General features: G+C 73.0%; 29 protein-coding genes and 1 tRNA gene. 17 read left to right on the top strand and 13 right to left on the bottom strand.

Annotated features, from left to right (window positions below; translation table 11 throughout):
• Positions 1-11 precede the first annotated feature (11 nt).
• Genes HF519_RS00310 through HF519_RS00295 form a run of 4 tightly spaced genes read left to right on the top strand, consistent with a single transcriptional unit; the run spans position 12 to position 1,478 of the window.
• Positions 12-518 (top strand): hypothetical protein, encoded by a 507-nt coding sequence (locus HF519_RS00310; RefSeq protein ID WP_169409554.1) that lies wholly within the window; start codon positions 12-14, stop codon positions 516-518.
• Positions 515-823, top strand: coding sequence for a hypothetical protein (locus HF519_RS00305; protein ID WP_312859808.1), 309 nt, complete (start codon positions 515-517; stop codon positions 821-823). Before HF519_RS00310 ends, HF519_RS00305 begins: the two co-directional genes overlap by 4 nt.
• The gene (locus tag HF519_RS00300; protein WP_169409553.1) at positions 820-1,152 is read left to right on the top strand and encodes a hypothetical protein; all 333 of its coding nucleotides are present in this window, start codon (positions 820-822) and stop codon (positions 1,150-1,152) included. The genes HF519_RS00305 and HF519_RS00300 overlap by 4 nt, the downstream gene beginning before the upstream one ends.
• Positions 1,149-1,478, top strand: a complete 330-nt coding sequence (locus HF519_RS00295) for a hypothetical protein (RefSeq protein ID WP_211169325.1) — start codon at positions 1,149-1,151, stop codon at positions 1,476-1,478. The genes HF519_RS00300 and HF519_RS00295 overlap by 4 nt, the downstream gene beginning before the upstream one ends.
• A gap of 25 nt (positions 1,479-1,503) precedes the next feature.
• On the opposite strand, the gene ppk2 is transcribed toward HF519_RS00295, so the two are convergent.
• Positions 1,504-2,505, bottom strand: coding sequence for a polyphosphate kinase 2 (ppk2, locus tag HF519_RS00290; protein ID WP_169409551.1), 1,002 nt, complete (start codon positions 2,503-2,505; stop codon positions 1,504-1,506).
• A 388-nt stretch (positions 2,506-2,893) separates the two neighbouring features.
• Here ppk2 and HF519_RS00285 point away from each other — a divergent pair, with 388 nt between their 5' ends.
• Positions 2,894-4,363 carry a peptidoglycan D,D-transpeptidase FtsI family protein gene (locus HF519_RS00285; protein WP_169409550.1) on the top strand — a complete coding sequence of 490 codons (1,470 nt, stop codon included), beginning with the start codon at positions 2,894-2,896 and terminating at the stop codon, positions 4,361-4,363.
• A 90-nt stretch (positions 4,364-4,453) separates the two neighbouring features.
• Positions 4,454-5,368: a class A beta-lactamase gene (gene bla / locus HF519_RS00280; protein ID WP_169409549.1), complete on the top strand. Its 915-nt coding sequence runs from the start codon at positions 4,454-4,456 to the stop codon at positions 5,366-5,368.
• Between the two features lie 5 nt (positions 5,369-5,373).
• Here bla and HF519_RS00275 read toward each other — a convergent pair whose 3' ends face one another.
• A complete protein-coding gene (locus HF519_RS00275) occupies positions 5,374-6,312 on the bottom strand; it encodes an MBL fold metallo-hydrolase (RefSeq protein ID WP_169409548.1) in 939 nt (312 codons plus the stop codon).
• Between the two features lie 67 nt (positions 6,313-6,379).
• On the opposite strand from HF519_RS00275, the gene HF519_RS00270 reads away from it, so the two are divergent.
• Complete coding sequence (locus tag HF519_RS00270; protein WP_312859807.1) at positions 6,380-7,360, top strand: TIGR03617 family F420-dependent LLM class oxidoreductase; 981 nt, start codon at positions 6,380-6,382, stop codon at positions 7,358-7,360.
• 9 nt (positions 7,361-7,369) lie between these two features.
• On the opposite strand, the gene HF519_RS00265 is transcribed toward HF519_RS00270, so the two are convergent.
• Both HF519_RS00265 and HF519_RS00260 read right to left on the bottom strand, forming a co-directional pair.
• Positions 7,370-7,819 carry an MSMEG_6728 family protein gene (locus tag HF519_RS00265; protein ID WP_169409547.1) on the bottom strand — a complete coding sequence of 150 codons (450 nt, stop codon included), beginning with the start codon at positions 7,817-7,819 and terminating at the stop codon, positions 7,370-7,372.
• A gap of 1 nt (position 7,820) precedes the next feature.
• Positions 7,821-8,444 (bottom strand): hypothetical protein, encoded by a 624-nt coding sequence (locus HF519_RS00260; protein WP_211169324.1) that lies wholly within the window; start codon positions 8,442-8,444, stop codon positions 7,821-7,823.
• Positions 8,445-8,562: 118 nt separating this feature from the next.
• On the opposite strand from HF519_RS00260, the gene HF519_RS00255 reads away from it, so the two are divergent.
• A complete protein-coding gene (locus HF519_RS00255) occupies positions 8,563-9,771 on the top strand; it encodes an MFS transporter (protein WP_312859806.1) in 1,209 nt (402 codons plus the stop codon).
• A 16-nt stretch (positions 9,772-9,787) separates the two neighbouring features.
• On the opposite strand, the gene HF519_RS00250 is transcribed toward HF519_RS00255, so the two are convergent.
• Positions 9,788-10,549, bottom strand: coding sequence for a nucleoside phosphorylase (locus tag HF519_RS00250; protein WP_211169323.1), 762 nt, complete (start codon positions 10,547-10,549; stop codon positions 9,788-9,790).
• A gap of 63 nt (positions 10,550-10,612) precedes the next feature.
• A complete protein-coding gene (locus tag HF519_RS00245; RefSeq protein WP_169409546.1) occupies positions 10,613-10,768 on the bottom strand; it encodes a hypothetical protein in 156 nt (51 codons plus the stop codon).
• Between the two features lie 226 nt (positions 10,769-10,994).
• Between HF519_RS00245 and HF519_RS00240 the strand changes: the two genes are divergently transcribed.
• Together HF519_RS00240 and HF519_RS00235 are read left to right on the top strand one after the other, a co-directional pair.
• On the top strand, positions 10,995-11,516 hold the full coding sequence (locus HF519_RS00240; RefSeq protein ID WP_169409545.1) for a VOC family protein: 522 nt from the start codon (positions 10,995-10,997) through the stop codon (positions 11,514-11,516).
• A 418-nt stretch (positions 11,517-11,934) separates the two neighbouring features.
• Positions 11,935-12,894 carry an LCP family protein gene (locus HF519_RS00235; protein ID WP_312859804.1) on the top strand — a complete coding sequence of 320 codons (960 nt, stop codon included), beginning with the start codon at positions 11,935-11,937 and terminating at the stop codon, positions 12,892-12,894.
• 18 nt (positions 12,895-12,912) lie between these two features.
• Here HF519_RS00235 and ku read toward each other — a convergent pair whose 3' ends face one another.
• Positions 12,913-13,875, bottom strand: coding sequence for a non-homologous end joining protein Ku (gene ku, locus HF519_RS00230; protein ID WP_246241955.1), 963 nt, complete (start codon positions 13,873-13,875; stop codon positions 12,913-12,915).
• 92 nt (positions 13,876-13,967) lie between these two features.
• Here ku and ligD point away from each other — a divergent pair, with 92 nt between their 5' ends.
• The 3 genes from ligD to HF519_RS00215 all read left to right on the top strand — a co-directional run bounded on the left by ligD (position 13,968) and on the right by HF519_RS00215 (position 15,876).
• Positions 13,968-14,888, top strand: coding sequence for a non-homologous end-joining DNA ligase (gene ligD / locus HF519_RS00225; RefSeq protein WP_211169337.1), 921 nt, complete (start codon positions 13,968-13,970; stop codon positions 14,886-14,888).
• Positions 14,888-15,196, top strand: coding sequence for an Rv0909 family putative TA system antitoxin (locus tag HF519_RS00220; protein ID WP_246241946.1), 309 nt, complete (start codon positions 14,888-14,890; stop codon positions 15,194-15,196). The genes ligD and HF519_RS00220 overlap by 1 nt, the downstream gene beginning before the upstream one ends.
• Positions 15,197-15,276: 80 nt before the next feature.
• On the top strand, positions 15,277-15,876 hold the full coding sequence (locus tag HF519_RS00215; RefSeq protein ID WP_211169336.1) for a putative glycolipid-binding domain-containing protein: 600 nt from the start codon (positions 15,277-15,279) through the stop codon (positions 15,874-15,876).
• Between the two features lie 15 nt (positions 15,877-15,891).
• Here the strand turns inward: HF519_RS00215 and HF519_RS00210 are convergent, their stop codons facing one another.
• From HF519_RS00210 to HF519_RS00200, 3 genes are all read right to left on the bottom strand, one after another.
• The gene (locus tag HF519_RS00210; protein ID WP_169409540.1) at positions 15,892-16,842 is read right to left on the bottom strand and encodes a prephenate dehydrogenase; all 951 of its coding nucleotides are present in this window, start codon (positions 16,840-16,842) and stop codon (positions 15,892-15,894) included.
• 25 nt (positions 16,843-16,867) lie between these two features.
• The gene (locus HF519_RS00205; RefSeq protein WP_169409539.1) at positions 16,868-18,214 is read right to left on the bottom strand and encodes an amidase; all 1,347 of its coding nucleotides are present in this window, start codon (positions 18,212-18,214) and stop codon (positions 16,868-16,870) included.
• Positions 18,215-18,276: 62 nt separating this feature from the next.
• Complete coding sequence (locus tag HF519_RS00200) at positions 18,277-19,491, bottom strand: M20 metallopeptidase family protein (RefSeq protein WP_169409538.1); 1,215 nt, start codon at positions 19,489-19,491, stop codon at positions 18,277-18,279.
• Positions 19,492-19,583: 92 nt separating this feature from the next.
• Between HF519_RS00200 and HF519_RS00195 the strand changes: the two genes are divergently transcribed.
• The 3 genes from HF519_RS00195 to HF519_RS00185 are packed head-to-tail and all read left to right on the top strand — an operon-like array spanning position 19,584 to position 21,046.
• Positions 19,584-20,102, top strand: coding sequence for a tRNA adenosine deaminase-associated protein (locus HF519_RS00195; protein ID WP_169409537.1), 519 nt, complete (start codon positions 19,584-19,586; stop codon positions 20,100-20,102).
• Positions 20,099-20,578, top strand: a complete 480-nt coding sequence (locus HF519_RS00190) for a nucleoside deaminase (RefSeq protein WP_169409536.1) — start codon at positions 20,099-20,101, stop codon at positions 20,576-20,578. Before HF519_RS00195 ends, HF519_RS00190 begins: the two co-directional genes overlap by 4 nt.
• A gap of 9 nt (positions 20,579-20,587) precedes the next feature.
• Positions 20,588-21,046, top strand: coding sequence for an NUDIX hydrolase (locus tag HF519_RS00185; RefSeq protein ID WP_312859803.1), 459 nt, complete (start codon positions 20,588-20,590; stop codon positions 21,044-21,046).
• Positions 21,047-21,175: 129 nt separating this feature from the next.
• Here the strand turns inward: HF519_RS00185 and HF519_RS00180 are convergent, their stop codons facing one another.
• Genes HF519_RS00180 through HF519_RS00170 form a run of 3 tightly spaced genes read right to left on the bottom strand, consistent with a single transcriptional unit; the run spans position 21,176 to position 23,652 of the window.
• Complete coding sequence (locus HF519_RS00180; RefSeq protein WP_312859802.1) at positions 21,176-21,934, bottom strand: amino acid ABC transporter ATP-binding protein; 759 nt, start codon at positions 21,932-21,934, stop codon at positions 21,176-21,178.
• Complete coding sequence (locus HF519_RS00175; RefSeq protein ID WP_169409535.1) at positions 21,935-22,786, bottom strand: amino acid ABC transporter permease; 852 nt, start codon at positions 22,784-22,786, stop codon at positions 21,935-21,937.
• A 5-nt stretch (positions 22,787-22,791) separates the two neighbouring features.
• A complete protein-coding gene (locus tag HF519_RS00170) occupies positions 22,792-23,652 on the bottom strand; it encodes an ABC transporter substrate-binding protein (RefSeq protein ID WP_169409534.1) in 861 nt (286 codons plus the stop codon).
• Positions 23,653-23,781: 129 nt separating this feature from the next.
• On the opposite strand from HF519_RS00170, the gene HF519_RS00165 reads away from it, so the two are divergent.
• Positions 23,782-23,871 (top strand) — tRNA-Ser (locus HF519_RS00165).
• Positions 23,872-23,924: the final 53 nt, after the last annotated feature.

The raw sequence follows: 23,924 nt of genomic DNA, 5'->3' as shown, positions 1-23,924 counted from the left end.
CCGGAGGTGGCATGAGGTGGGAGATGGAGCGGTCGGGGGTGGCTGCGGGGGTCGCGGCCGAGTACGCGGAATGGGTGGAGCGGGTCCGAGCGACGTTCGAGGCCGTCCAGTACACCTGCAGCCACCGGCTGTCCGATCCCGGCCTGGCCGAGCAGGTGAGCGTGCAGGTGATCGCCGGGATGGTGTCGCGACCGACCGTGTTCCGGTACTTCGGCCTGCCGTACTCCGGGCGGATCGCGCGGCTCGCCGAGACCCGCATCGCCGAGGCCGACGCCGGCCGGCTGGCCACGGTGTGCGGCTGGGCCGAGCTGCGGGAGCGGCTGGACAGCGTGCCGGACGAGCACCGGGAGGTGCTGGTCGGGGCGTGCATCCGCGGCGAGGACCTGGCCACGCTGGCCGCCGGGCTGTCCTGCGACGAGCGGGAGGCGACCGCCCGGCGGGACTCGACGCTGGCCTTCATGCAGGAACTGGCGAAACCGGGGCTGCCCCCGGCTCCCGACCCGGACGAGAGAGGGTGAGACCGGTGCCGCTGGACTGGGACGCGGTCGTGAGGAAGTACTCCGGCGGCGTCCGAATCCCCACCGTTGCTGGTGGCAAGACGCTGGAGATCACCGGCGCGGACGACTCGGGGGTGCACATCCGCAACCCGTTGTGGCGCGACACGCTGGCGCGCGAGCACCTCACCCGGGCGGTGGAGCTGGTCGAATCGGAGCGGATGAGCCGGCACGCGGGTCTGTTCGTCGAGGAGTACCGCGCGCTGGTGGCCGACGTCCGCGCGACATCGGCCGCGCACGTCCTGAAGGACCTGGGCGTTCTCGAGTGACCCCCGTGTTCTCCGACCAGGGCACCCGGTACGAGCCGGCGGCCGCGATCGCCGATCTCGCGGTGCTCACCCCGCTGGCGGCGGTGCACCCGGGCGTGCGGGCCGTTCCCCTGGACGTTCCCGGGCTCGGGCTGCTCCCGGCCCCCGGGGAGTTCGCCGCCGCGGTGACCCCGGCGATGATCTGCACGGTGCTGCCCGGTTCCGTGGCCGACGGGACGCCGGCGACGGGCACCCCCGCGGCGGCCGTGCCGACGGGCCCCGAATCCGGCTGGCTGGGTCTGCTCGCGATGGACCTGGACCGCCGGCGGAAGCGGGACGGTGACACATGATGCTCGACTGGAGCGCGGTGCGATCGCGGTACGAGGACCAGCCGACGGTCCGGCCGCTGGCCGGGGGCTCGACGCTGCGGGTGGTGCTCGTCGACGACGAGAAGGTCTGCCTGCGCCAGCGGTTGTGGCAGGACTGCGTGACGCGGGATCAACTCGAGACCGCGCTCACGCTGCTGCGCGAGGGGGGCGGGTGCAGCGCCGTCGAGTTCGCCGAGCGCCTGCGCCGGTACTACGCCGGGGGCCCCGACGTGCAGACGGACTGTTCGCGCATCCCCAACCTGTCCGCGATCGTCCTGCAGGACCTCGGCTATCTCCCGGCCCGGTGAACCGCGGGTTCAGTGCGGGGCGGGTTCAGCGCAGGGGATTGAGGTAGGACAGCGGGGGGAAGGGCTCGGGCCGCTCCTCGTGCTCGAACAGCGCCATGGCCGAGCCCACGATCTGCGGGTCGGGGGTTCCGACGATCTCGGGGTCCTTGTCCGGGTAGTCGAACCGGCTGAGCACGAAGCGCATGGCCTCGATCCGGGCCCGCTTCTTGTCGTTGCTCTTGATCACCGTCCAGGGCGCGTCGGCGGTGTCGGTGTAGAACAACATCGCCTCCTTGGCCTCGGTGTACTCGTCCCACTTGTCGAGCGAGGCGAGGTCGGTGGGGCTGAGCTTCCACTGCCGGACCGGGTCGATCATGCGGATGAGGAACCGGGTGCGCTGCTCGCCCCGGGACACCGAGAACCACAGCTTGATCAGGTGCAGCCCGCTGCGGACGAGCATGCGTTCCAGCTCGGGTACCTCGCGCAGGAACTCCATGTAGTCGCGCGGGTCGGTGAAGCCCATGACCCGCTCGACGCCGGCCCGGTTGTACCAGCTCCGGTCGAACAGCACGATCTCGCCGCCGGCCGGCAGGTGGGCGATGTAGCGCTGGAAGTACCACTGCGTCAGCTCGCGTTCGGAGGGCTTGCCGAGCGCCACGACCCGCGCGCCGCGGGGGTTCAGGTGCTCCATGAACCGCTTGATCGTGCTGCCCTTCCCGGCCGCGTCCCGGCCCTCGAACAGCACGACGATCTTCTGTGCCGTCTCCTTGACCCAGTACTGCAGCTTGAGCAGCTCGATCTGCAACGGCCGCTTGAGGCGGTCGTACTCCGCCCGGGCCATCCGCTCGGGGTACGGGTAGCCCTCGCGCCAGGTGTCGACCGGTCTCCCGTCGGGCCCGATCAGGACCGGGTCGTCGTCGACGCTGTCGACGACGCGCAGGTCCGCCAGCTGCTCACGCAGGTCGGAGGCGGCGCTGTGCTCCGGGGCGTCGGTGTCGCGATTCGCGGAACCGGGGTTCGCCGCATGCTTCTTGCCGCCCTTGGCCATGGCGGCCGCTCACACCGGCACGGGGACCGGCCCCGTCGGCGCGCTGCCGAGGACGGCGCAGTCCATCCGGTCGGTCCTCCGTGCGGCCACGGGATCGATCCTGCCCGCCGCTGCGGGGGGCGGGCTCGACCTGCCGGTGCCAAGCGCTCGAGGTGCGGCCGACCCGGCAGGTCGAGCAGGAGTCCGGGCCCACCTCGTCGTTCGCGATGTGAGCGCCGCCGCAGCCGATCCGGGATTCACTCAGGATGCACTCAGCCGGGGCCGTCGGGGCCCGGGTTAGCGTCGGGGGGAAGCCGCAGGCGTCGCTCGAGGAGGCGATCGACATCGGTCCCGGACGTTGGACCACACTCCCAGGGGGGCCGGCTCGCGACACCGGACGGGCCCGCTCGTGAACGGTGCACTCCGCCGGGTGGGCGTCGCGATGATGGCGCTGATGGTGATCCTGCTGGCGAGCCAGACCTACGTGCAGGTGGTCAAGGGAGCCGACTACCGCGACGACCCGCGCAACCGGCGGGTGCAGCTCGCCGAGTACTCCCAGCCCCGGGGGCAGATCAGCGCCGACGGCCAACTGCTGGCCTCGAGCTCTCCGACCGACGACTCGTTCCGCTACCTGCGTGAGTACCCGAACGGTCCCGCGTTCGCCCCGGTCACCGGGTACTTCTCCAGGTCCCACGGCTCGTCGGGCCTGGAGCGGGCCGCGGGCCCCGTGCTCAACGGCTCCGATCCGCGCCTGCTCTTCCACCGGCTGTCGGACCTGCTCACCGGCGGCACCCCGACGCCGGGCAACGTGGTGACCACCATCGACCCCCATGTGCAGCAGGTCGCCTACGACGCCATGACGCGCAAGGGCCACACGGGAGCGGTGGTGGCGATCCAGCCCTCGACCGGGGCGATCCTCGGCATGGTCTCCACGCCCTCCTTCGATCCCAACCCACTGGCCTCCCACGATGCGGGCGTCCAGAAGAAGGGCTGGTCCGAGGCCGATGCAGCCGATCCGCGTGCGCTGACGAACCGGGCGATCGACGAGACCTATCCGCCCGGCTCGACCTTCAAACTGGTCGATCTGGCCGCCGCCCTGCAGGACGGGGTCACCCCGGCCACCCGGCTGACAGCCGAATCCCGGATCACGCTGCCGGGTACCAGCACCACGCTGGAGAACTACGACGGCAAGCAGTGCGGGGCGAGCTCGACCGTCTCGGTCGCCGAGGCGCTGGCCCGCTCCTGCAACACCGCGTTCGCGTCCCTGGCCGGCCGGCTCGGTGCCGACCGGTTGCGCGGTCAGGCCGAGAAGTTCGGCTTCGGACAGACGGATCTGCAGATCCCGGACCCCGTGGTGGCCTCCGAGGTCGGCTCCCTGCCGGACGCCGCGGCGTTGGCGCAGTCCGGGATCGGTCAGCGCGACGTGCGGCTCACGCCGCTGCAGAACGCCGAGATCGTCGCCACGATCGCCAACGGCGGGAAGCGGATGGCCCCCCATCTGATCAAGGAGGTCGACGGCCCGGACCTGTCCGTGATCGACCGGACCGAACCGCAGGAGCTCGACCAGGCGATCCCCCCGAACGTCGCCGGAACGCTCCGCGACCTGATGGTCGGGTCCGAGCAGCGCACCACCGGCCACGGCAGCATCCCCGGCGTCACCATCGCCTCCAAGACCGGGACGGCCGAGCACGGCGCCGACCCCAAGGCCACTCCGCCCCACACCTGGTACGTCGCTTTCGCCCCCGCCGAGAACCCGGTGGTGGCCGTCGCCGTCATCGTGGAGAACGGCGGCGACCTCGGCGACGCCGCCACCGGCGGTTCCGTCGCCTCGCCCATCGGCCGGGACGTCATCGCCGCCGCCCTGCAGCCGCACGACTGACCCGGAGGCTCGCCGTACCGCCCGCCCGGCCGGTGGACCGGTGCGGCACCCTGATCATCGGAGTGGTCGGCTGCTCGGGGGGCGAAAGAGATGATCGGTGACCGGACGTTCGGGCGGCGCGGGATCCTGGGGGCGGTGCTCGCCGTGCCGCTGCTGGGGGCGGCGGCGTGCACGGGGTCGTCACCGGCGCGGGAACCGGTGGCGACCGCGGACCCCGCAGCTGCGGCGACGACGGATCGGCTCGCCGAGCTGGAACGGCGCTTCGACGCCCGGCTCGGGGTGTACGCGCTGCACACCGGCACCGGGCGGGAGCTCGCGCACCGCGCGGACGAGCGGTTCGCGATGTGCTCGACGTTCAAGGTGCTCGCCGCGGCGGCTGTCCTGGACCGGTATCCGCTCGCGTTCCTCGACACCCCGATCCGCTACACCGACGCCGACCTGGTCGAGTACTCCCCGATCACCGAGCAGCGCGTCGCCGGCGGGATGACGGTCCGCGAGCTGTGCGATGCCGCCATCCGCTACAGCGACAACACGGCGGGCAACCTGCTGCTCGACGTCCTCGGCGGCCCGGCCGAGATCACGGCGTTCGCCCGCTCGCTCGGCGACCCGGTGACCCGGCTCGACCGCCGGGAAACGGACCTCAACACCGCGATCCCCGGCGACGAGCGGGACACCACGAGCCCGCGCGCGATGGGCGGCGCCGTCCGCGAACTCGTACTCGGTCGGCGCCTCGACGATCCGGCCCGCGAGGTGCTCACCGGCTGGCTGGTGGGCAACACGACCGGAGGCACGCGGATCCGCGCCGGGTTGCCGGGCGATTGGCGGGTCGGTGACAAGACCGGTTCCGGGGGCTACGGCAGTGCCAACGACGTCGCGGTCGCCTGGCCGCCCGGCTCCGCCCCGATCGTCGTCTCGATCTTCTCGGTGCGCGGTGCCGCGGACGCGACGCCCGATAACGCGCTGATCGCGCAGGCCGCTGCGGTCGCCGCCGACGGGCTCGGCTGAGCGGCTCAGGCCAGGCAGGTCAGCGGCCGCCCCCCGTCGAAGGTGACCATGTCCTGCAGCGCCGCTACCGCGTCGATCGCGGCGCCGGGTGCCGCGCCGTCGAGTTCGGCGTAGGCCCGGTGCAGGTTGCCGACGATCCGCTCGGAGTCGCCCAGCTGCGCGTACGCGCCGAGGTCGGTCTCCCGCGCCGTCTCCAGCGGGGTCAGCCCGGCCGCCCGCCCGGCCTGCGCGGTGGCCTGCACGAACCGCAGGTAGCCGAGCACCTCGTCGATCACCTCGGGTCCGGCGACCGGACCGTGCCCGGGGACGATCACCCGCGCGCCGAGCGGGGCGACGACCTTCTCCAGCACCTCGATCGAACCCGCGACGGAGCCCTGGAGCAGGAACGGGGTGCCGCCGTTGAACAGCAGGTCGCCGCTGAACAGCACGCCGCGTTCGGGGATCCAGACGATCGAGTCGTTCGTGGTGTGCGCCGCGGTCCCGACGTGCCGGACCTCGCAGCGCAGCTCGTCGACCCAGACGGTGACGGCATCGGTGTAGGTGAGGAACGGCGGCTCGACCTCGATCCCGCCCCAGTCGACCTCCGTCCAGAAGGGCGCCCCGGGCCCACCCCAGGCCAGCACACCGGCCCGGGTCGCCTCGTGGGCGACGATCGTGGCGCCGTCGAAGAGGTAGTTGCCGAAGGTGTGGTCGCCGTGGTGGTGGGTGTTGACCAGCGTGCGTACCGGTGCCGAGGTGACGCCCCGGATCGCTTCGAGGTAGGCCCGGGTCCGTCGCTCGGTGGAGCACGCGTCGACGCTGACCACGCCGCGGCGGCCGACCAGGAAGCCGGTGTTGTTGATCCACCAGGTGCCGTCGGGCTGGATGTAGGCGTGGATCCCGTCGTCGACCTCCTCGACCCGCGGCGGACCGGGTGTGGCGATCTCCTGTGCGGTGCTGCTCATCGGCCGAGGTTCGCACGACATCGCGGTCGTTGACCGGCCAGACCGCGAACGTGTACGACCGGGCGGTGTGAAGATCGACGCCCGGCTCCGGGACGGTATGCAGCACGTGGTCGCCGACGCCCGGATCGCCGAGGAGATCGGCTACGCCGGGGCGTGGAACACCGAGAACCGCGCCGAGCCGTTCCTGCCGCTCGCGCTGGCGGCCGAGCACACCGGGCGCATCGAGCTGGGTCCATCGGTGGCGATCGCGTTCGCCCGCACCCCGATGACCGTCGCCTACACGGCGCTCGACCTGCAGCGCTACTCCGGCGGACGATTCGTCCTCGGGCTCGGCAGCCAGATCCGCCCGCACGTCGAGCGGCGGTTCTCCATGCCGTGGTCGCGCCCGGCGGCCCGCATGCGCGAGTTCGTCCAGGCGTTGCGGGCGATCTGGACCGCGTGGGAGACGGGCGAGCGACTGGAGCACCGCGGCGAGTTCTACACGCACACGCTGATGACGCCGAACTTCACGCCGCCGGCCAACCCCCACGGACCGCCGCGGGTGTTCCTCGCCGCGGTCGGCCCGCACATGCTGCGCACCGCCGGCGAGGTGGCCGACGGGCTGCTCGCCCATCCGTTCCTCACCGAGCGCTACCTGCGGGAGATCGTCGTCCCGACGCTGGCGCGGGCCCGCGGCACGCTCGACGGGTTCGAGATCGGGCTGTCGCCGTTCGTCGCCTTCGACGACGCCGACGTCGAGGCCGTGCGCCGGCAGATCTCGTTCTACGGTTCCACCCCCGCGTACCGGCCGGTGCTGGAGCTGCACGGCTGGGGCGAGCTGCAGACCGAGCTCAACCGGTTGTCCAAGCAGGGGCGCTGGGACGACATGGTGCCGCTGGTCGACGACGACGTGCTGCACGCGATGTGCGTGGTCGGCACGACCGAGCAGGTCGCGGGGGAACTGCGCCGCCGCTACGCCGGGGTGGCCCAGCGGATCCGGTTCAACCGGCCCGGTGAGACGCCTTCGCCGGAGCGGTTCGCCGACCTCGTCGCCGCGCTGCGGGACTGATCCGACGGGTCACACCGGCCAGAAGTACGGCAGATCGGGGTCCTCGGCCGGGAACAGCGGACCGTAGTGCGCCGGGTCCTTGCGCAGCAGCGCGGCGCGGTGGCTGCGGTGCACGCGCTCGTCGCCGAGCCAGCCGGGCAGCAACCCCGCCGCTTCCAGTTCGGCCTGCGACCGGGGCGGCGCCATGCCCGCGGCGACCAGGTCCTCGCCGATCGACACCGCGCAGGTGTCGGGCCGCCCGCGCGCCGTCCACTCCGCGCAGACCGCCAGCCCGTAGGCCGCGGCGGCTTCGGTGTGGCCGTCCCACATCCGCACGGCGGGATGGCGCTTCCAGCCGTAGGTCTCCCTGGTCAGCGCCCGGACCACCTGCAGGGCCTCGACCCGCTGCTTGCCCAGCCGGAGGTCGTCGAGCGTCGCCGCACTGGCCGCGAAATCGGGGTAGGGCAGGAAGGTCTGCACGTCAGCCCGTCCGGACCAGGGTGACCACCCGTACCAGCGACGGCGTGCGCGGCGTGGAGCCGAACCCGAACCGGACGGGCGGCGACACGGGGGCCGGCGCGCCCTGGTCGGCGCCCGCCCAGCGCACCGTCGCCGAGTGCACCCGGTGCAGGTCCAGCGCGGCGTAGTACTCCCGCCGGCCTCCGCCGGCGCTGCCCCGGGTGCGAACCCCGGGCAGCACGGTCCGGGCCACCACGTCCACCACGCTGATCCACCACGGGGCGGTGGCCAGCGCCCGGGGGACCAGCCGCAGCAGCCGGCCCAGCAGCGGTCGTCCACCTGCGCGGAACGCGACCTCGAGCGGGCCGGCGCCGACCTGCCAGTCCGCCCCGTCGACCACCGTCGTGACCGGGGTCAGCCGCACCTCGTCGAAGCGGTACGTGCCGGCGACGAAGTCCGCTGTCTCGCGGGTCGGCGCGAGTAGTACCCGGTGCCCGTCCGGCTGCTCGACCATCACATCGGTGAAGGTGCCCAGTGGGGACCGTTCCCAGTGCCCCATCACCACCCGCAGCCCGGCAGCGGTCCCCAGGCCGGCGATCCAGCCGTCGAACCGGTCCTGCCGTCTCGGCACGACGTCCGTGCTCATCCGGGCACCTCCGCTTCGCTCATCGCCGGCGGTCCGCCCGGCAGCAAACGGATTACCACGACGCGCCGGGGTCCACTCGCGCTGGCGTGGCGCGGGCCCGCTCACCGAGACTGCCGGGGTGGTGTCACCGTCGACCGCAGCGCTGCCCCGGGCCGCGCTGCGCCGCGTGCTGGTCGTGCTGTGCGTGACCGAGGTGGTGAGCTGGGGCGTTCTCTACTACGCCTTCCCGGTCCTCGCACCGTCCATCGCGGCGGACACCGGCTGGTCACCCGGTGCGATGACCGCGGCGTTCTCCTCGGCCCTGGTCGTCGCGGCGCTGGTGGGGATCCCGGTGGGGCGCGCCCTGGACCGGTGGGGACCGCGCGCGGTGATGACCGCGGGGTCGGTGCTCGCGGTGCCGTCGGTCGTCGGGATCGCCGTCGCGGAGTCGGTGTGGTGGTTCCTGGCGGCCTGGCTGGTCGCCGGGGTGGCGATGGCCGGCGTGCTCTACCAGCCGGCGTTCGCGGCGCTGACCCGCTGGTGGGGCCCGCGGCAGGTGGCCGCCCTGACCGCCTTGACCCTGATCGCCGGGCTGTCGAGCACGGTGTTCGCCCCGCTGACGGCGGCGTTGATCGCGCGGATGGACTGGCGCGACACCTACCTGGTACTGGCCGCCGTGCTCGCGGTGACGACGATCCCGCTGCACCTGTTCGGGCTCCGCGGCCAGTGGCCGGAGGTCGAGCCCGCCCCCGGGTGGGCCTCCCGCGACCCTGGCCCGGTCGCCCGCAGCCGCCCGTTCGTGTTGCTCACGGTGGCGATGACGCTGGCCGCGTTCGCCGTCTACGCCGTACTGATCAACCTCGTGCCGCTGCTGCTCGGCCGTGGGCTGGACACGGCGACGGCCGCGCTCGCGCTGGGTCTGGGTGGGGTGGGGCAGGTCGCCGGGCGGTTGTTCTACGGGCGCCTGGTGGCCGCCACGGGCGTCCGGTCCCGGACGGCGCTGATCATCGGTGCGTGCGCGGGGACGACCGGCCTGCTCGCCGTCGTCCCCGGCCCGGCCGTGCTGCTGGTCGTGATCTCGGTGGTGGTCGGGGCCGCCCGCGGGATCTTCACGCTGCTGCAGGCGACGGCGGTGAGCGATCGCTGGGGCGCGGCTCACTACGGGCGCCTGAACGGCGTCATCTCCGCGCCGATGCTGATCGCCACCGCCGTCGCGCCCTGGGCCGGCACCGCCCTCGCCGCACTGCTCGGGGGCTATCCGGCGGTGTTCCTGCTGCTCGCGGGCATCGCCGCGGGGGCTGCGCTCATCTCGGCGACGGGCGGGACGCCTGCGCGCGCCGCCCGCTGACCGAGGGCCGCGCCCGCTACAGCGCCAGCGCGGCGCGGGCAGCCAGCCGGAACAGCCCCTCGCGGGCCTGTCGGGCGGTGGTCCAGCCGCGGTGCTCCCACGCCTCGCCGGCCAGCGAGTCGGCGGCCAGGAGCAGTTGCGCGAACCGCACGCCGCGGTATCGGGCCACGGCGATGAACGCCGATGCCTCCATCTCCACCACCAGGCAGCCTTCCGCGCGGCGGCGGTCCACCCGGGCGCGGGTCTCGCGGTAGACCGCGTCGGTGGTCCAGGACCGGCCGACGACGTAGGGCACCGCGGCGTCGTCGAGGGTGCGGGTGAGCACGTCGACGCCGTGCGGGTCGGCCTCGATCGTCCGCGTGGGCGGCAGGTAGTGGAACGAGGTGCCCTCGTCGCGCACCGCGCTCTCGACGACGACCGCATGCCCGAGCACCAGTTCCGGCACCAGCGTCCCGGCGCCGCCCACCGCGACCAGCTTGCGCGCACCCATCGCGATGAGCTCCTCCAGGAACATCACCGACAGGGGAGCGCCCACCCCGGGCTGCACGACCGCGAGCCGGCGGCCGTCGACCTCGGTCTCCCATACCGGGGTCGAGCCTCGCTCCGAGGACAGCCGGGCGATCCGCCGCGCGGTCGCTCCCACCGCGTCCACGACCTCGGGGAAGAAGCACAGCACCGCGGCCTCGGGCATGTCGACGGGCCGGACCACGAGGTGCGGCTCGATCACGCCGGTCTCGGCCAGGTCGTCCTCGAGCAGGGGGAGATCCACACCGGGCATCCTCTCCCACACGCTCACCCGGATGTGTTTCACGTGGAACGCACGGCCCGGGCCGGTCCCGGGTCACCGAGCCGCCCGGACCCGGCCGGCGTCGAACCGGATGACGGCGGGCGACAGCATCGCGCGCGGCTCGCTGCGCTTCTGCACGGTGGAGGCGCCTGGCCCGCCCGCCCCATCCGGCTCCTGCGACGCCGCGGTGTCGATCCCTGCCGCAACCATGACCCTGTCCTGATCTCGGCCGCGCTGGACCGCTCCGCGCCGGCCCGAGTCGACACGCTGCTGTCACGCCGCCGCGAAGGCGCGCCTGACCTGTCCGACCCTTTCGCGGGAGGCGCATCCGCAGCTCACCGGCGCTAACGTCGTTCCATCTGGACCACGGCGAACCGTTGTATCCGCAAGTACGGTGTGGACAGAGAGACAGACGGATCGAGGGAGAGGACGCGAGATGCCGCAACCCGAGGGAGCCGAACTCGAGGCCGTCCGCGCGCGCCGCGCGGATCTCAAGGAGAAGTACCTGCGCTCTCCGGGGGAGCGCCGCCCCTCGACGGTGCGCGGGGTGCACCACATAGCCCTCATCTGCCGCGACGTCGAGGAGACCATCCGCTTCTACCAGGAGTTGCTCGGGTTCCCACTCGTCGAACTCGTCGAGAACCGCGACTACAAGGGCTCGAGCCACTTCTTCTTCGACATCGGCAACCGCAACCTACTGGGCTTCTTCGACTTCCCGGGCCACGACCACCCGGACTTCCACGAGACCATCGGCGGGGTCCAGCACATCGCGTTGTCGACGTCCCCCGAGGAGTTCGCCGCGGCCCGCAGGCGGCTCGACGAGGCGGGCGTCGAGTACATCGGCCCGGACCGCGGGATCGACAACAGCCTCTACATCCGCGACCCGAACGGGATCGGCATCGAGTTCTACCGCGAGGAGCTCGGGCTCTTCGAGGGCGAGCCGCTGCTCTCCCGTTGAGTGACGACCCCGCCACCGGCCGCGATCGGTGCGGCCGGTGGGCGAGCACGTCGGACCCGCACGCAACCGGATCGGGGCCCCGGACGTCCCTCCTGGCGTGGGGCAGGTGCGCCGCTGCGTATGGTGACCGCCGGTCGGCGGGAGGGCGGCGGCCCACCGCATCAGCGGACGACACGCCGACGGGGTGGTGTGGATCATGAACGGTGACTACGGGGGGCCGACGCGGCCCGTGGGCCGGGGCGGGCCGCCGCCCCGGCGCGGGCACGGCCCGGGCTGGGGGCAGCCGCAGCGCCCGCGCCGTCAGCCGCCGCCGCCCATGGCGCCACCGCCGCGGCAGACCGCCATGCTGCCCCGCCAGCACGAACGCGCCCGGCCTCGGGATCGGGCCCGGCCGATGCCGCCACCCACGCGCCCGCCGGTGGCGGCCCGACCTGCGCGCCGACCTCGGTGGGGCCGGCGGCTGAAGGTGCTGCTCGTCGTGCTGCTGGTGTCGCTGGTCGCCTTCGGCGTCTATCTCGATCAGAACCTGCAGCGCACCGCGGCCCTACCGGCCGACAGCAGCGCCACGTCCTCCGGCACGAACTGGCTGATCGTCGGCTCGGACAGCCGGGCCGGTCTGGGCGAGGAGGACCAGGAGCGACTCGCGACCGGTGACGTCGCCGGTCAGCGCACCGACACGATCATGCTGCTGCACACCGGCAGCTCCGGTTCGGTTCTCGTCAGCCTGCCGCGTGACTCCTTCGTCCCCATCAAGGGCCACGGCACGAACAAGATCAACGCGGCCTACACCCTCGGCGGCCCGCAGCTGCTGATCGGCACCGTGGAGGCGGCCACCGGGCTGCGCATCGACCACTACGCCGAGGTCGGGTTCGGCGGGTTCGTCGGCGCCGTGGACGCGGTGGGCGGGGTCGACCTGTGCGTGCCGCAGTCGATCAAGGACCCGAAGGCGGGGCTCGACATCCAGGCGGGCTGCCAGGAGCTCGACGGTCAGACCGCGCTCGGCTACGTCCGGACGCGGGCCACGGCCGGTTCGGACTTCGACCGGGTCGAGCGGCAGCGGGCCTTCCTCTCCGCGCTGGTCGGGAAGGCGACGAGCCCGGCGACACTGATCAACCCGTTCCGGATGATCCCGCTGGCCTCGGCCATGACCGGCACCATCACGGTCGACGACTCCGACCACATCTGGAACCTCGCCGGCCTCGGGCTGGGCATGCGCGGGATCTCCGGCGGGGAGGGGATCACCACCACGGTCCCGGTCGGCTCCACGCCCACCGTCCGCGGCCAGTCGGTCGTCCGCTGGGACAAGACGCGTGCGTCGGCGCTGTTCGAGGCGCTGGCCAACGACGAGAAGCCCCCGCAGTCCGCGCTCGGCCCGTGACGGGCCGAGCCGGGCCGCTCAGGCGGGCTTGCGCGTCCGCCGGCGCGGTGCGGGCTTCTCCTCGGCGTCGTCGTCGCCCGACTTCTTCGCGGCCGGCTTCCGGGTGCTCGACTTCTTCGCGGCGCCGCCCGACGCGCTCTCCTCGCTACCCGACGACGACCCCGCCGCGCGCCGCCGCCGTGATCCGCCCGACTCCGCCGCCGCACCGTCCTTCGCCGCCTCCACACTGCGCTGCAGTGCGGTGAGGAGGTCGGTCATGCTGTCGCCCTCGTCCTCCTCGGCCTTCTGCGCAACCGGTGCCGGCCGGGCCTCGCCGGTGCTGCGCTTCTTCTCGATGAGCTCTTCGACGGCATCGCGGTACTCGTCGTGGAACTCGGTCGGATCGAAGTCGGCACCCAGGCTCTCGATCAGCGACGCCGCCATCTGCAACTCCTGCGGCCGCAGTTCGACGTCGGTGTCGAGGATGTCGAAGTCCGGCTCGCGCACCTCGTCGGGCCACAACATCGTCTGCAGCACGATCGCCTTTTCCTTGACCCGGAGCAAGGCGAGCGTCTCGCGCTGGCGGAGCGCGACCTTCACGACCGCCATCCGGTCGGTCTCCTTGAGCGCTTCGCGCAGCAGCGCGTACGGCTTGGCCGCCTTCGCCTCCGGCTCGAGGTAATAGCTCTTGTCGAACAGCAGTGGATCGATCTGCTCGGCCGGCACGAATTCGATCACGTCGATCTCGTGGCCGGTCGCGGTCGGCAACGATTCGAGATCGGACTCGGTCAGCGTGATCAGCTCGCCGTCCTCGGTCTCGTAGCCCTTGACGATGTCGGCGTAGTCGACTTCCTCACCACAGACGGTGCAGGTCCGCTTGTAGCGAATGCGGCCGCCGTCGGCACCGTGTACCTGGTGGAACCGGATGTCGTGGTTGGTCGTCGCCGAATAGAGCTTGATCGGCACGCTGACCAGACCGAACGACACGGCGCCACTCCACATCGCCCGCATGGTTCTGCCTTCCCGCCCGGAGTGTCCCGGTACTGATTGCACTGCATGACCACATTCAGTGACAGCATGACGGCGTGCAGCCCATGCTCGCCACCCCTGGAGCGCTCCCGAGCGGACCGGAATGGGTCTTCGAGGTGAAATGGGACGGGATGCGCCTGCTGGCCGACATCGCCGACGGTGGCGTTCGGCTGACCAGTCGCACCGGTCGCGACGTGACGGACAATTTTCCCGAACTCTCCGGGCTGTCCATCCTGGTGGCGGACGCCGTACTCGACGGCGAGGTGGTGCTGCTCGACGACGGCATCCCCAGCTTCGCCGCGCTGGCCGACCGGATGCACGGGCCGGTGGCCGCGGTCCGGGCTGAGGCCCGTCCGGTCGCCTTCATGGTCTTCGACATCCTGCGGCTCTACGGGGTGTCACTGCTCGAGCGCCCGTTCGGTGAGCGCCGGGCGACCCTGGAGCGCCTCGCCCTGCACGCCGTGCCCACCGCGGAGCTCTCCCCGCTCTACACCGACGGCGCGGCCCTGCTGGCGGCGACCGCGCAGCGCGGGATGGAGGGCATCGTCGCGAAGCGGCGGGACGCGCCGTACCGGCCGGGGCAACGCAGCCCGAGCTGGGTGAAGGTGACCCACCGGCGCTCCCAGTCGTGCCTGGTCGTGGGATGGAAGCCGGAACGCACGAACCCCTCCCGGATCGGGGCGCTGCTGCTCGGGGTGCCCGGACCGCACGCCGTCCTGCAGTACGCCGGCCGGGTGGGGTCGGGGCTCGCGGCCGACGGGGTGCAGCGCGTCCTGCGGGAGCGTCTCGACGAGCGCAGCGCGATCCTCCAGCCGTTCGCCAGGCCGTTGTCGCGGGCGGACGCGACGGGGGCCCGGTGGTGCCGGCCGGGGCTCGTCGTGGAGGTCTCGCACGTCGGCTGGACCGCGGCCGGGAGGCTCCGGCATCCGGTATTCCGCGGGATCCGCGACGACGTAGACCCGACAGGGATCACTCCACAGCGTTGATGTCGATCTCCGTGGTGCTCGATCGGGCAGGTCACTGGCTGTGGCGAGGCGTGGGAGGGCAGGATGTGCGCGTTGGGTACGGGCTCGAGAAGGGGGCACCGATGGTGGATTTCAACGCGCTTCGCGGCAAGGCAGAGGAGCTGCTGAACGCCCACGGCGACAAGGTCGAGGACGCCACGGAGAAGGTCGGCGATCTCGTCAAGGGCAAGTTCGGCCATGACGAGCAGGTCGACCAGGTCGTCGACAAGCTCAAGGACCTGATCCCGGACGGCCCGGGCGGCGTGCAGGCCCCCACGACCGGGCAGTAGACGCTGCGTCCGGCGATCGACGGGCGGCCCCCTCTCCCCGACAGGGTCTCTCCGTGGCTACGGTGGTGCCGGTGACGACCATGCTGACCTGGCAGGCCGACGGTGCAGTGGGCCTGGAAGGAACCCGGCTCCTGTTGGGGGCCGGGGGTTTGCGCGCGCTGGGCCGCCTGGTCCGTCTGGGTGCAGACCAGGAGTTCACCGCCTCCTACCGCGCGGTGGTGGGCGAGGACGGCACGGTGCAGCGGCTCTCGGTCACCGCTGCGACGGCTGAGCGCGAGCGGCACCTGACCCTCAACCGGACCGAGGACGGCTTCTGGTTGCTCGACACCGGCGCGGGGAGCGACCGCTCGGAGTTCGGCGGGGCGGTCGACGTCGACCTCGAGTACAGCCCGCTGTTCAACACGCTGCCGATCCGGCGCCTCGGACTGCACCGGGAGCCCGGTGACCACGTCCTGCCGGTGGTGTTCGTGTCACTGCCGGACCTCGAGGTCGAGCTCGTCGACCAGCGCTACCGGACGGTGTCCACCCTCGACGAGGAGGGCCTCGGCGAGGCCGTCGTCGGGTTCAGCTCGGGTGACTTCGCGGCCGAACTCGTCGTCGACAGCGACGCCGTGGTGTCGCGCTACCCGGGCGTGGCGCAGCGGGTGACCGCAGCGGGGGCGGAGCCGGTGGCCGGCTGAGCCGGCCACCCGAGGTCACTCCCGCCAGCCGACGACGACGTCCCCGCGGCGGCCGATCTCGCGCAGCTCGGCCAGCACGCCGGGCCCGTCGAGCCGGATCCGCTCGGGCATCGGGTCCCGGGTCGCGGCCCAGCGCTGCCGGCCCGCGTACCCCGCCTTGACGGTGGCGGCGAGCCCACCGGTCGAGGCCAGCGCGCCGCGCATCGCCCCGAGCCGGCCGAGTGCGTCGTCCACGGCGGCGAGCAGAGCGTCGCGGTTGCCCTCGCACATCGCCAGCACGAGCTCCGGGCGGGTGCCGGCCACCCGGGTGCCGTCGGCGAACGAGCCCGCGGCGAGCGCGAGCGGCAGGTCGTCGTCCGGCTCGCCCGCCCCGACCGCGGCCAGCACGGCCGCGAGCAGGTGCGGCAGGTGCGAGATGCGGGCGACCGCCAGGTCGTGCTCGTCGATCGCGGCGGGCACCACGCGCGCGCCGCACGCCCAGGCCAGCTCCGCCACGTCGGCCCAGACCTCCAGGTCCAGGCCGTCGTCCGTGGCGATCACCCAGGCGGCGTCGGCGAACAGAGACGCCTGCCCGGCCGCCCAGCCGGACTCGGTGGTGCCGGCCATGGGATGCCCGCCCACGTACCGGGCACGCGGGGCGTAGCGGGCCACCTCGTCCGCCACCGCGACCTTGACGCTGACCGCGTCGGTCAGCCGGCAGGTGGGGGCGATCGCATCGATCCGGCGCAGCACGTCCGGCACCGCGGGTAGCGGGACGGCCAGCACCACGAGGGCGTCGGTCTCGACCACCCGGCGCAGCGCGGCGTCGAGGTCCGTGCCCACCGTGAACCCGTCGGCGCGCGCCTCGGCGGCGGTGGCCTCCGACGCGGCCGTGCCCCACACCTCGCGGCCGGCCTTCTCCGCGGCACGCAACAGCGAGCCGCCGATCAGTCCGGTCCCGATCACGCACACCGCCCGCTCCGACATGGGTGCAGAGGCTACGGCGTGCGCCTCACGACGAGCTCAGCGCGCCCGCCACCCGCAGCACCCCGCGCTCCTCCAGCCGCACCCCGACGATCTGCACGCCGACCGGCAGCCCGCCGTCGGAAACGTGCCCCGGGACCGAGACGGCCGGCCAGCCCGTCAGGTTGAACGGCAGGGTGAGCGCCAGCAGCGAGGACCACACCGGCACGGTCTCACCGTCGATCTCGACCTTCCGCTCCCCGATCGGGGTGGCCCGCAACCGGGTCGTGGGCAGCACGAGCACATCCACCCCGCCCGCCTCGTCGCAGGCCGCGCGGAACGCCGCTGTCAGCCGTCGGCGGGCGCGCAGCGCGTCGATGTAGGCACGGGCCGGCTGGCCGGCGAGGGCCTCCAGACGCTGGGCGGTGAAGGGCTGGTAGTCCTCGTGGCGCTGGGCGAGCCAGTCCGCGTGCGTGGCGTAGGCCTCGGCGCCGACGATCTCGGAGTAGCTCGCCGCCAGCTCGTCGATCATCGGTGTGCGCACCTCGACGACGTGCGCGCCACCGTCGGCCAGCCGCTCGACCGCGGCCGCGACCCCCTCGTTCAGGACGGGGTCGGCGGCCTGCCAGTACGGATCGGGCAGCACCCCGACGCGGACCCCGCTCACGCCCGGCAACTGGATCCCGCCGCCGGTGCCGTCGGCCCGGCTGAGCACGTCCCACGCGACGCTCGCGGAGTGCACGTCGCCGGTGAGCAGCCCGACGTGGTCGCAGGTCTCCGACAGCGGGAACACCCCGTCGGTGGACAGCCGGCCCAGGGTCGGCTTCAGCCCGACCACACCGCACAGCGCGGCCGGGACGCGCACGCTCGCCCCGGTGTCGGTGCCCAGGGCCAGCGGCACGTGCCCGGCGGCCACCGTGGCACCGGACCCCGACGACGAGCCCCCGGTGATCCGGTCGCGGTCGTGCGGGTTGCGGGCCGGGCCGGTGGCGGAGACGTCACCGGTCGGGCCGTAGGCGAACTCGTGGGTGTGCAGCTTGCCCACGATCACCGCGCCGGCCTCGCGCAACCGCGCCACCACCGGTCCCTCCGACGTGGCGGGCGGGGCGTCGGCGAGCACGTTCGAGCCGGCCCGGGTGGGCAGCCCCACCACGTCGAACAGGTCCTTGATCCCGACGGCGACACCGTGCAGCGGCCCGCGCCACTCGCCACGGGCGAGCTCCTCGGTGAGCGCGGCGGCCTGCCGCAGCGCGCCGTCGGCGTCCAGGGTGACCACCGCGTTGTGCTCGTCGGCGCCCAGCCGGTCGAGCACGTCGCGGATGTGCTCGGTGGGGGAGAGCTCGCCTGATCGGATGGCGAGCCCGAGATCGCGCAGGGACGGGGTCGAAGCAGGCACGGTCGTCACACGTCCACCCTGCCCGACCGTTCTCCCGCAGCGCGGACGGGGTCGCACGGGCGTCAGCGCAGGGCGTTCAGGGCAAGCCCCGCGTACATCGCGACCCCACTGGCCATCGCCGCCTCGTCGAAGACGACCCGGTTCGAGTGGTTGGGCGCCGCCGAGTTCGGGTCGATCCCCCGCGGGCACGCGCCGAGGAAGGCCAGCGCACCCGGAACCTCCCGCAGCACGTAGGCGAAGTCCTCCGCGCCCATGATCGGGTTCGGCATGCTGGCCACCCGGCGGCGGCCGAGCACTCGCGAGCCCAGGTCGCCGACCCGCTCGGCCTCGTCCGCGTCGTTGACCGTCACCGGGTACCCGGAGCTGATCCGCACCTCGGCGGTGCAATCGTAGGCCAGCGCGGTGTGGCGGCACACCCGGTGGATCTCCTCGTGGAGCAGCGCCCGGACCGGCTCCGACATGGTCCGCAGCGTGCCCTCCAGGAACGCCGTCTCCGGGATGATGTTGTTCGTCGTCCCGGCGGTGATGTGTGAGACCGTGAGCACGGCCGGTTGATGGGTGTCCACCCGCCGGGTCAGCATCGTCTGCAGTGCGCCGACCATCGCCGCGGCCGCCGGGACCGGATCCAACGCGTCGTGCGGCGCGGAGGCGTGCCCGCCGCGCCCGGTCACCGTCACCCGGACGACGTCGGCCGCGGCCATGATCGGCCCCGGCCGGGTGTGCAGCTCACCGGACGGCAGCGTCGCGCTGATGTGCAGTGCGTAGGCCGAATCCGGTGTGCCCGCGGGCCCGCTCCTCGCCAGCAGCCCTTCGTCGATCATGTACCGGGCACCGTGGAAACCCTCCTCGCCCGGCTGGAACATGAGCAGCACCCGGCCGGCGAGCTGTTCACGCCGGCGGGCCAGCAGCCGGGCCGCCGAGGCGAGCATCGCGACATGCGTGTCGTGCCCGCAGGCGTGCATCGCGTCATCGATCTCGGACCGGAACGCGACGGGGGTGTCCTCCCGCAGCGGCAGCGCGTCCATGTCACCCCGCAGCAGCACCGTGGGCCCGCGCCGGGCGCCCTCCAGGACCGCCACCACGGAGCTCACCGTCCGCCCCAGGTGGATCTGCAGCGGCAGATCGGCGAGCTCGGCGAGCACGGCGTCGCGGGTGCGGGGGAGATCGAGGCCGAGTTCGGGATGGCGGTGCAGAGCCCGGCGGAGCGCGACGGTCCGGGGCTGCAACGCGCGGGCCTGATCGCCGAGTCCGGCGAGCTGGGGATCGACCGGAGGCATGAATCCGATCCTGACATCTCCGGAGGGTGACAGGTGGACCAACTTACGCTTGTGGCTTGGAGCACACTCACCGGGAGGATTACCGTAGTCTCATGGCGGTGCAGAGCGTCCAAGCGCCCGCGGACGTGCGGGAACAGGCCCTGCCCGGGTATGCGGTCGCCGCGATCCGGGAGGATGGTCGCTGGCGTTGCACGCGTCTGGATCCGGACGCCCTGGTTGATCTCGATGCCGCCATCACCGAGCTGCGGGCGCTGCGGTCCACCGGAGCCGTCCTCGGCCTGCTCGACGTCGACGACGAGTTCTTCGTGCTGCTGAGGCCCACACCGGGCGGCGTGGCGCTGATGGTGTCCGACGCCGTCGCGGCGCTCGACTACGACGTGGCCGCCGACGTCCTCGACCTGCTGCGGGTCGAGCTCCCGCCCGACGAGGACGTGCTCGACGAGCCGTGGCCGGAGGGCGACCTCGGCATCCTCGCCGACCTGGGCCTGCCCGCCGACGAGCTCGAGGTGCTCGCCGCCGAGATCGAGCTCTACCCCGACGAGCAGCTCGCCGCGATCGGCCGCCGATGCGGTTTCGCCGAGGCGCTGGCCGAGGTCGTCGACGAGCGGTGACGGCAGGCTCCTTGCGCTCCGACGAGGAGCTGGTCCGGCGTGCCCTGGTTGTCGCGAACCGCGCCCCGGACAGCGGTGACGTCCCGATCGGTGCCGTCGTGGTCGATGCGTACGGCCGAGAGCTGGCCACCGCGTGCAATGCCCGGGAGGCCCTCGGCGACCCGACCGCACACGCGGAGGTGCTCGCCCTGCGTGCGGCCGCGGAGGTCGTCGGGGAGTGGCGGCTGGAGGGCTGCACGGTCGCCGTGACGGTGGAGCCCTGCACGATGTGCGCCGGCGCCCTCGGGCTGGCCCGGGTGGCCCGCGTGGTGTTCGGCGCCTGGGAGCCGCGGACCGGCGCGGTGGGTTCGCTGTGGGACGTGCTGCGCGACCGCCGGCTGAACCACCGACCCGAGGTGATCGGCGGCGTACTGGAGGCCGAGTGCGCCGCGGTGCTGGAGTCGTTCTTCGCCGGGCACCGCAACGGCGCCCCGTAGGCTCGGCCGGTGGAGTCGGCGCAGTCAGTCCAGTCCCCGGAGATCGCCCGGTTGCAGCGCGTCGCCGCCTACGCCGTGTGCGTGCGCGACGGAGAGGTCCTGCTCGCCCGGTGGATCAGCCCCAGCGGCCCGCGATGGACGCTGCCCGGTGGGGGTCTCGACCACGGCGAGGACCCCCGTGATGCCGCGGTGCGCGAGGTCGCCGAGGAGACCGGCCACCAGGTCGTGCTGGACGGGCTGCTCACGGTCGACTCGATCCGCCTGACGACCGACCTCGCCGGCGACCCCGTCGACCACCACGGGATCCGGATCATCTACACCGGCCACGTCGTCGGGGGCGAGCTGCGCGACGAGACGGACGGGTCCACCGACCGCGCGGAGTGGATCGCGCTGGACCGCGTCGGGACGCTGGACCGGGTGAGCCTGGTCGACATCGGGCTCGACGCGTGGCGTGCCGGCCGGCGATGAACGTGCGCGCACCGTCGTCCGGACCGCGATAGGCGCCAGTCCGGCGAGGCCACGCGCGTATTCGCCTCCCTCGCGCGCGATCGGGCCCGCGCGGCGAGCCGACAACGCGCGCGCGGGGAGTGACCGTCCTCAGCCCAGCCGGCCCGCCGCGATCACCCGGGCGAGGAAGGCCCGGGTCCGCTCGTGCTCCGGGTCACCGAGGACCTGCTCCGGCGGGCCCGCCTCCAGCACGCGGCCGCCGTCGAGGAAGCACACCACGTCGGCCACCTGCTTCGCGAAACCCATCTCGTGGGTGGCCATCAGGATCGTCATGCCGTCCCTGGCGACCTCGCGCACGATCGTGAGCACCTCGCCGACGAGCTCCGGGTCGAGCGCCGAGGTGATCTCGTCGAGCAGCAGCAGCCGCGGCCGTACGGCCAGCGCCCGCGCGATCGCGACCCGCTGCTGCTGACCACCCGAGAGCCGGTCCGGGTAGGCGTCGGCGAACCGGTCCAGTCCCACCCGCCGCAGCAGGTCGCCGGCCCGCTGCCGTGCCTGCCCGGCCGGCAGTCCGTGTACGACCCGGGGTGCGAGCGCGACGTTCTCCCACGCCGTCATGTGCGGGAAGAGGTTGAACGTCTGGAACACGATCGCCATCCGGCGCTGCGCGGCCGCGGTGGCCGCGGCGCCGAGGCGCGGGTCGGAGACGTCGACGCCGTCCAGCAACAGCTGCCCGTCGTCGATGTCCTCGAGTAGGTCCACGCACCGCAGCAGGGTCGACTTGCCCGACCCCGACGCCCCGATCACCGCGACGACCTGGTGCTCGGCCACCGCCAGATCGACGCGGTCGAGCACGGTCGCCGCGCCGTAGCGTTTCACCACGCCGCGCACCTCGAGCACCGGTGTCACCTAGATCGCCTCCCGGCGGCGTGCCGTGCGCGCCGCCACGGCGTCGGCCACCCGGCCGGTCGGGATCGCGAGCAGCACGAACAGCAGCCCGGCCACGACGTACGGGGTGAAGTCGTAGGTGCGGGCCGACTCGATCTGCGCGGCCCGGATCGCGTCGACCGCACCGAGCACCGAGATGAGCCCGCAGTCCTTCTGCAGCGCGACGAAGTCGTTGAGCAGCGGCGGCAGTACCCGGCGGACGGCCTGCGGCAGGACCACCAGCCGCATCGACTGCCGGTGGGTGAGTCCCAGCGACCGTGCCGCCGCCCGTTGCGAGGGATGCACCGACTCGATCCCCGCCCGGAACACCTCGGCGACGTACGCGGCGTACACGAGGATCAGCGCGATGGTCCCGAGCACCGCCGCGTCGGTGGGCACGCCCTCCAGCCGCAGCGCGGGCAACCCGAAGCCGATCAGGTACAGCGCGATGAGCAGGGGGATGCCGCGGAAGAGATCGACGTAGCCGGTGGCCAGGGCGCGGACGGGGAAGAACACCGGACCGCGCAGCGTGCGCAGCGCGGCGATCGTCAGGCCGAGGATCAGGATCCCGATCTCGGCGACGACGAGTACCCGGAGGTTGAGCCAGAGACCGTCGAGGATCGCGGGCAGCGACGACCACGCGACCGCCGGGTCGAGGAACGTGTCGCGGACCTGGGTCCAGCCCGGGGCGCTGGTCAGCGCCAACCCCGCCGCGGCGGCGAAGACGAGCGTCGAGACCAGCGCGACGAAGGTGGAGCGGCGGGCCCGGGACCGGCGGTAGGCGAGCCGGTCGCGGGCCAGTGGGCTGAGCTCGGGGGCCGGCGCCGGGAGCACCGGCGCTACCGCAGCTCCGGCGCGTCGCCGCCGGCGGCCAGCCACTCCCGCTCCAGGCCGGCCAGGGTCCCGGTGCTGCGGAGCCGGTCGACGGCCTGCGACACGCACACCGACAGCGGGCTGCCCTTGTCCAACACCGCGGCGAACTGCTCGGGGGTGGCGTTGCTCAGCGGCAGCTGCCCGACGATCGTGGCATTCGGCAGCTCGGCCGAGGTGATGTGGAAGGCGGTGGGCAGGTCGACCACGATGGCGTCGACCTGGCCGTTGGCCAGCGCCAGCTTGGCGTCGTCGTTGGTGTTGAACACGCGGGGCTGCACGGTCGACCCGACCTGGTTGACCACCGCGTCGTAGCTGGTCGTCCCGACCTGGGCGCCGATCCGCGCGTCCTTCAGCCCGGCCACCGAGGTCGCGGCGGCCGCCGGGGTGCCCTTCATCGCGACCACGGCCTGCTTGACGTCGTAGTAGGGGCTGGAGAAGTCGACGGCCTGCCGCCGCTCCTCGGTGATCGAGAACTCGGTCAGGTTGAAGTCGTAGGCCTTGGGCCCGGGCTGGATCGCGGCGTTGAACGGCACCCGGGTCCACGCCACGTCCTCCCGGGCGTAGCCGAGCTCACCGGCGATCGCGTAGGCGACGGCGCTCTCGAAGCCCCGGCCCGACGACGGGTCGTCGTCGATGTACCACGGCGGGTAGACGGGCTGGTCGGTGCCGACGGTCAGCGTCCCGGGGGTGAGCGTGGCCAGTTGTTCGGGGACGCACGAGGAGCCCGCCACCGGGGCCGAAGCGGTCTGTGCGGCCGGCGCGCACGCGGCGGCCAGCAACACGGACGCGGCGGCCAGCAGGCGCCGCACCGGCTGGTGGCTCGTCATCGGAACAGTGTGACCGACGGTCATCGGAGAATCGATCACCACCCGGTCACGTCTCGGGCGAGCGCCCGATGCGGGCTCGGGGTCGTCCCCCTGCGCCCGCCGTGTGAAGGGTTCGGTATCGTCTTCGGCGGTAGCGTGTCCGAGTGGCCGAAGGAGCACGCCTCGAAAGCGTGTGAGGGTTCACGCCCTCCGTGGGTTCAAATCCCACCGCTACCGCCACGGAACAGGCGAAACGCCGGGAAGGTCCGAGAGGACCGACCCGGCGTTCGTCG

It is taken from the genome of Pseudonocardia bannensis (genome assembly GCF_012911875.1).
GTDB classification, from domain to species: domain Bacteria; phylum Actinomycetota; class Actinomycetes; order Mycobacteriales; family Pseudonocardiaceae; genus Pseudonocardia; species Pseudonocardia bannensis.
This window is presented reverse-complemented; position numbering and strand designations above follow the sequence as displayed.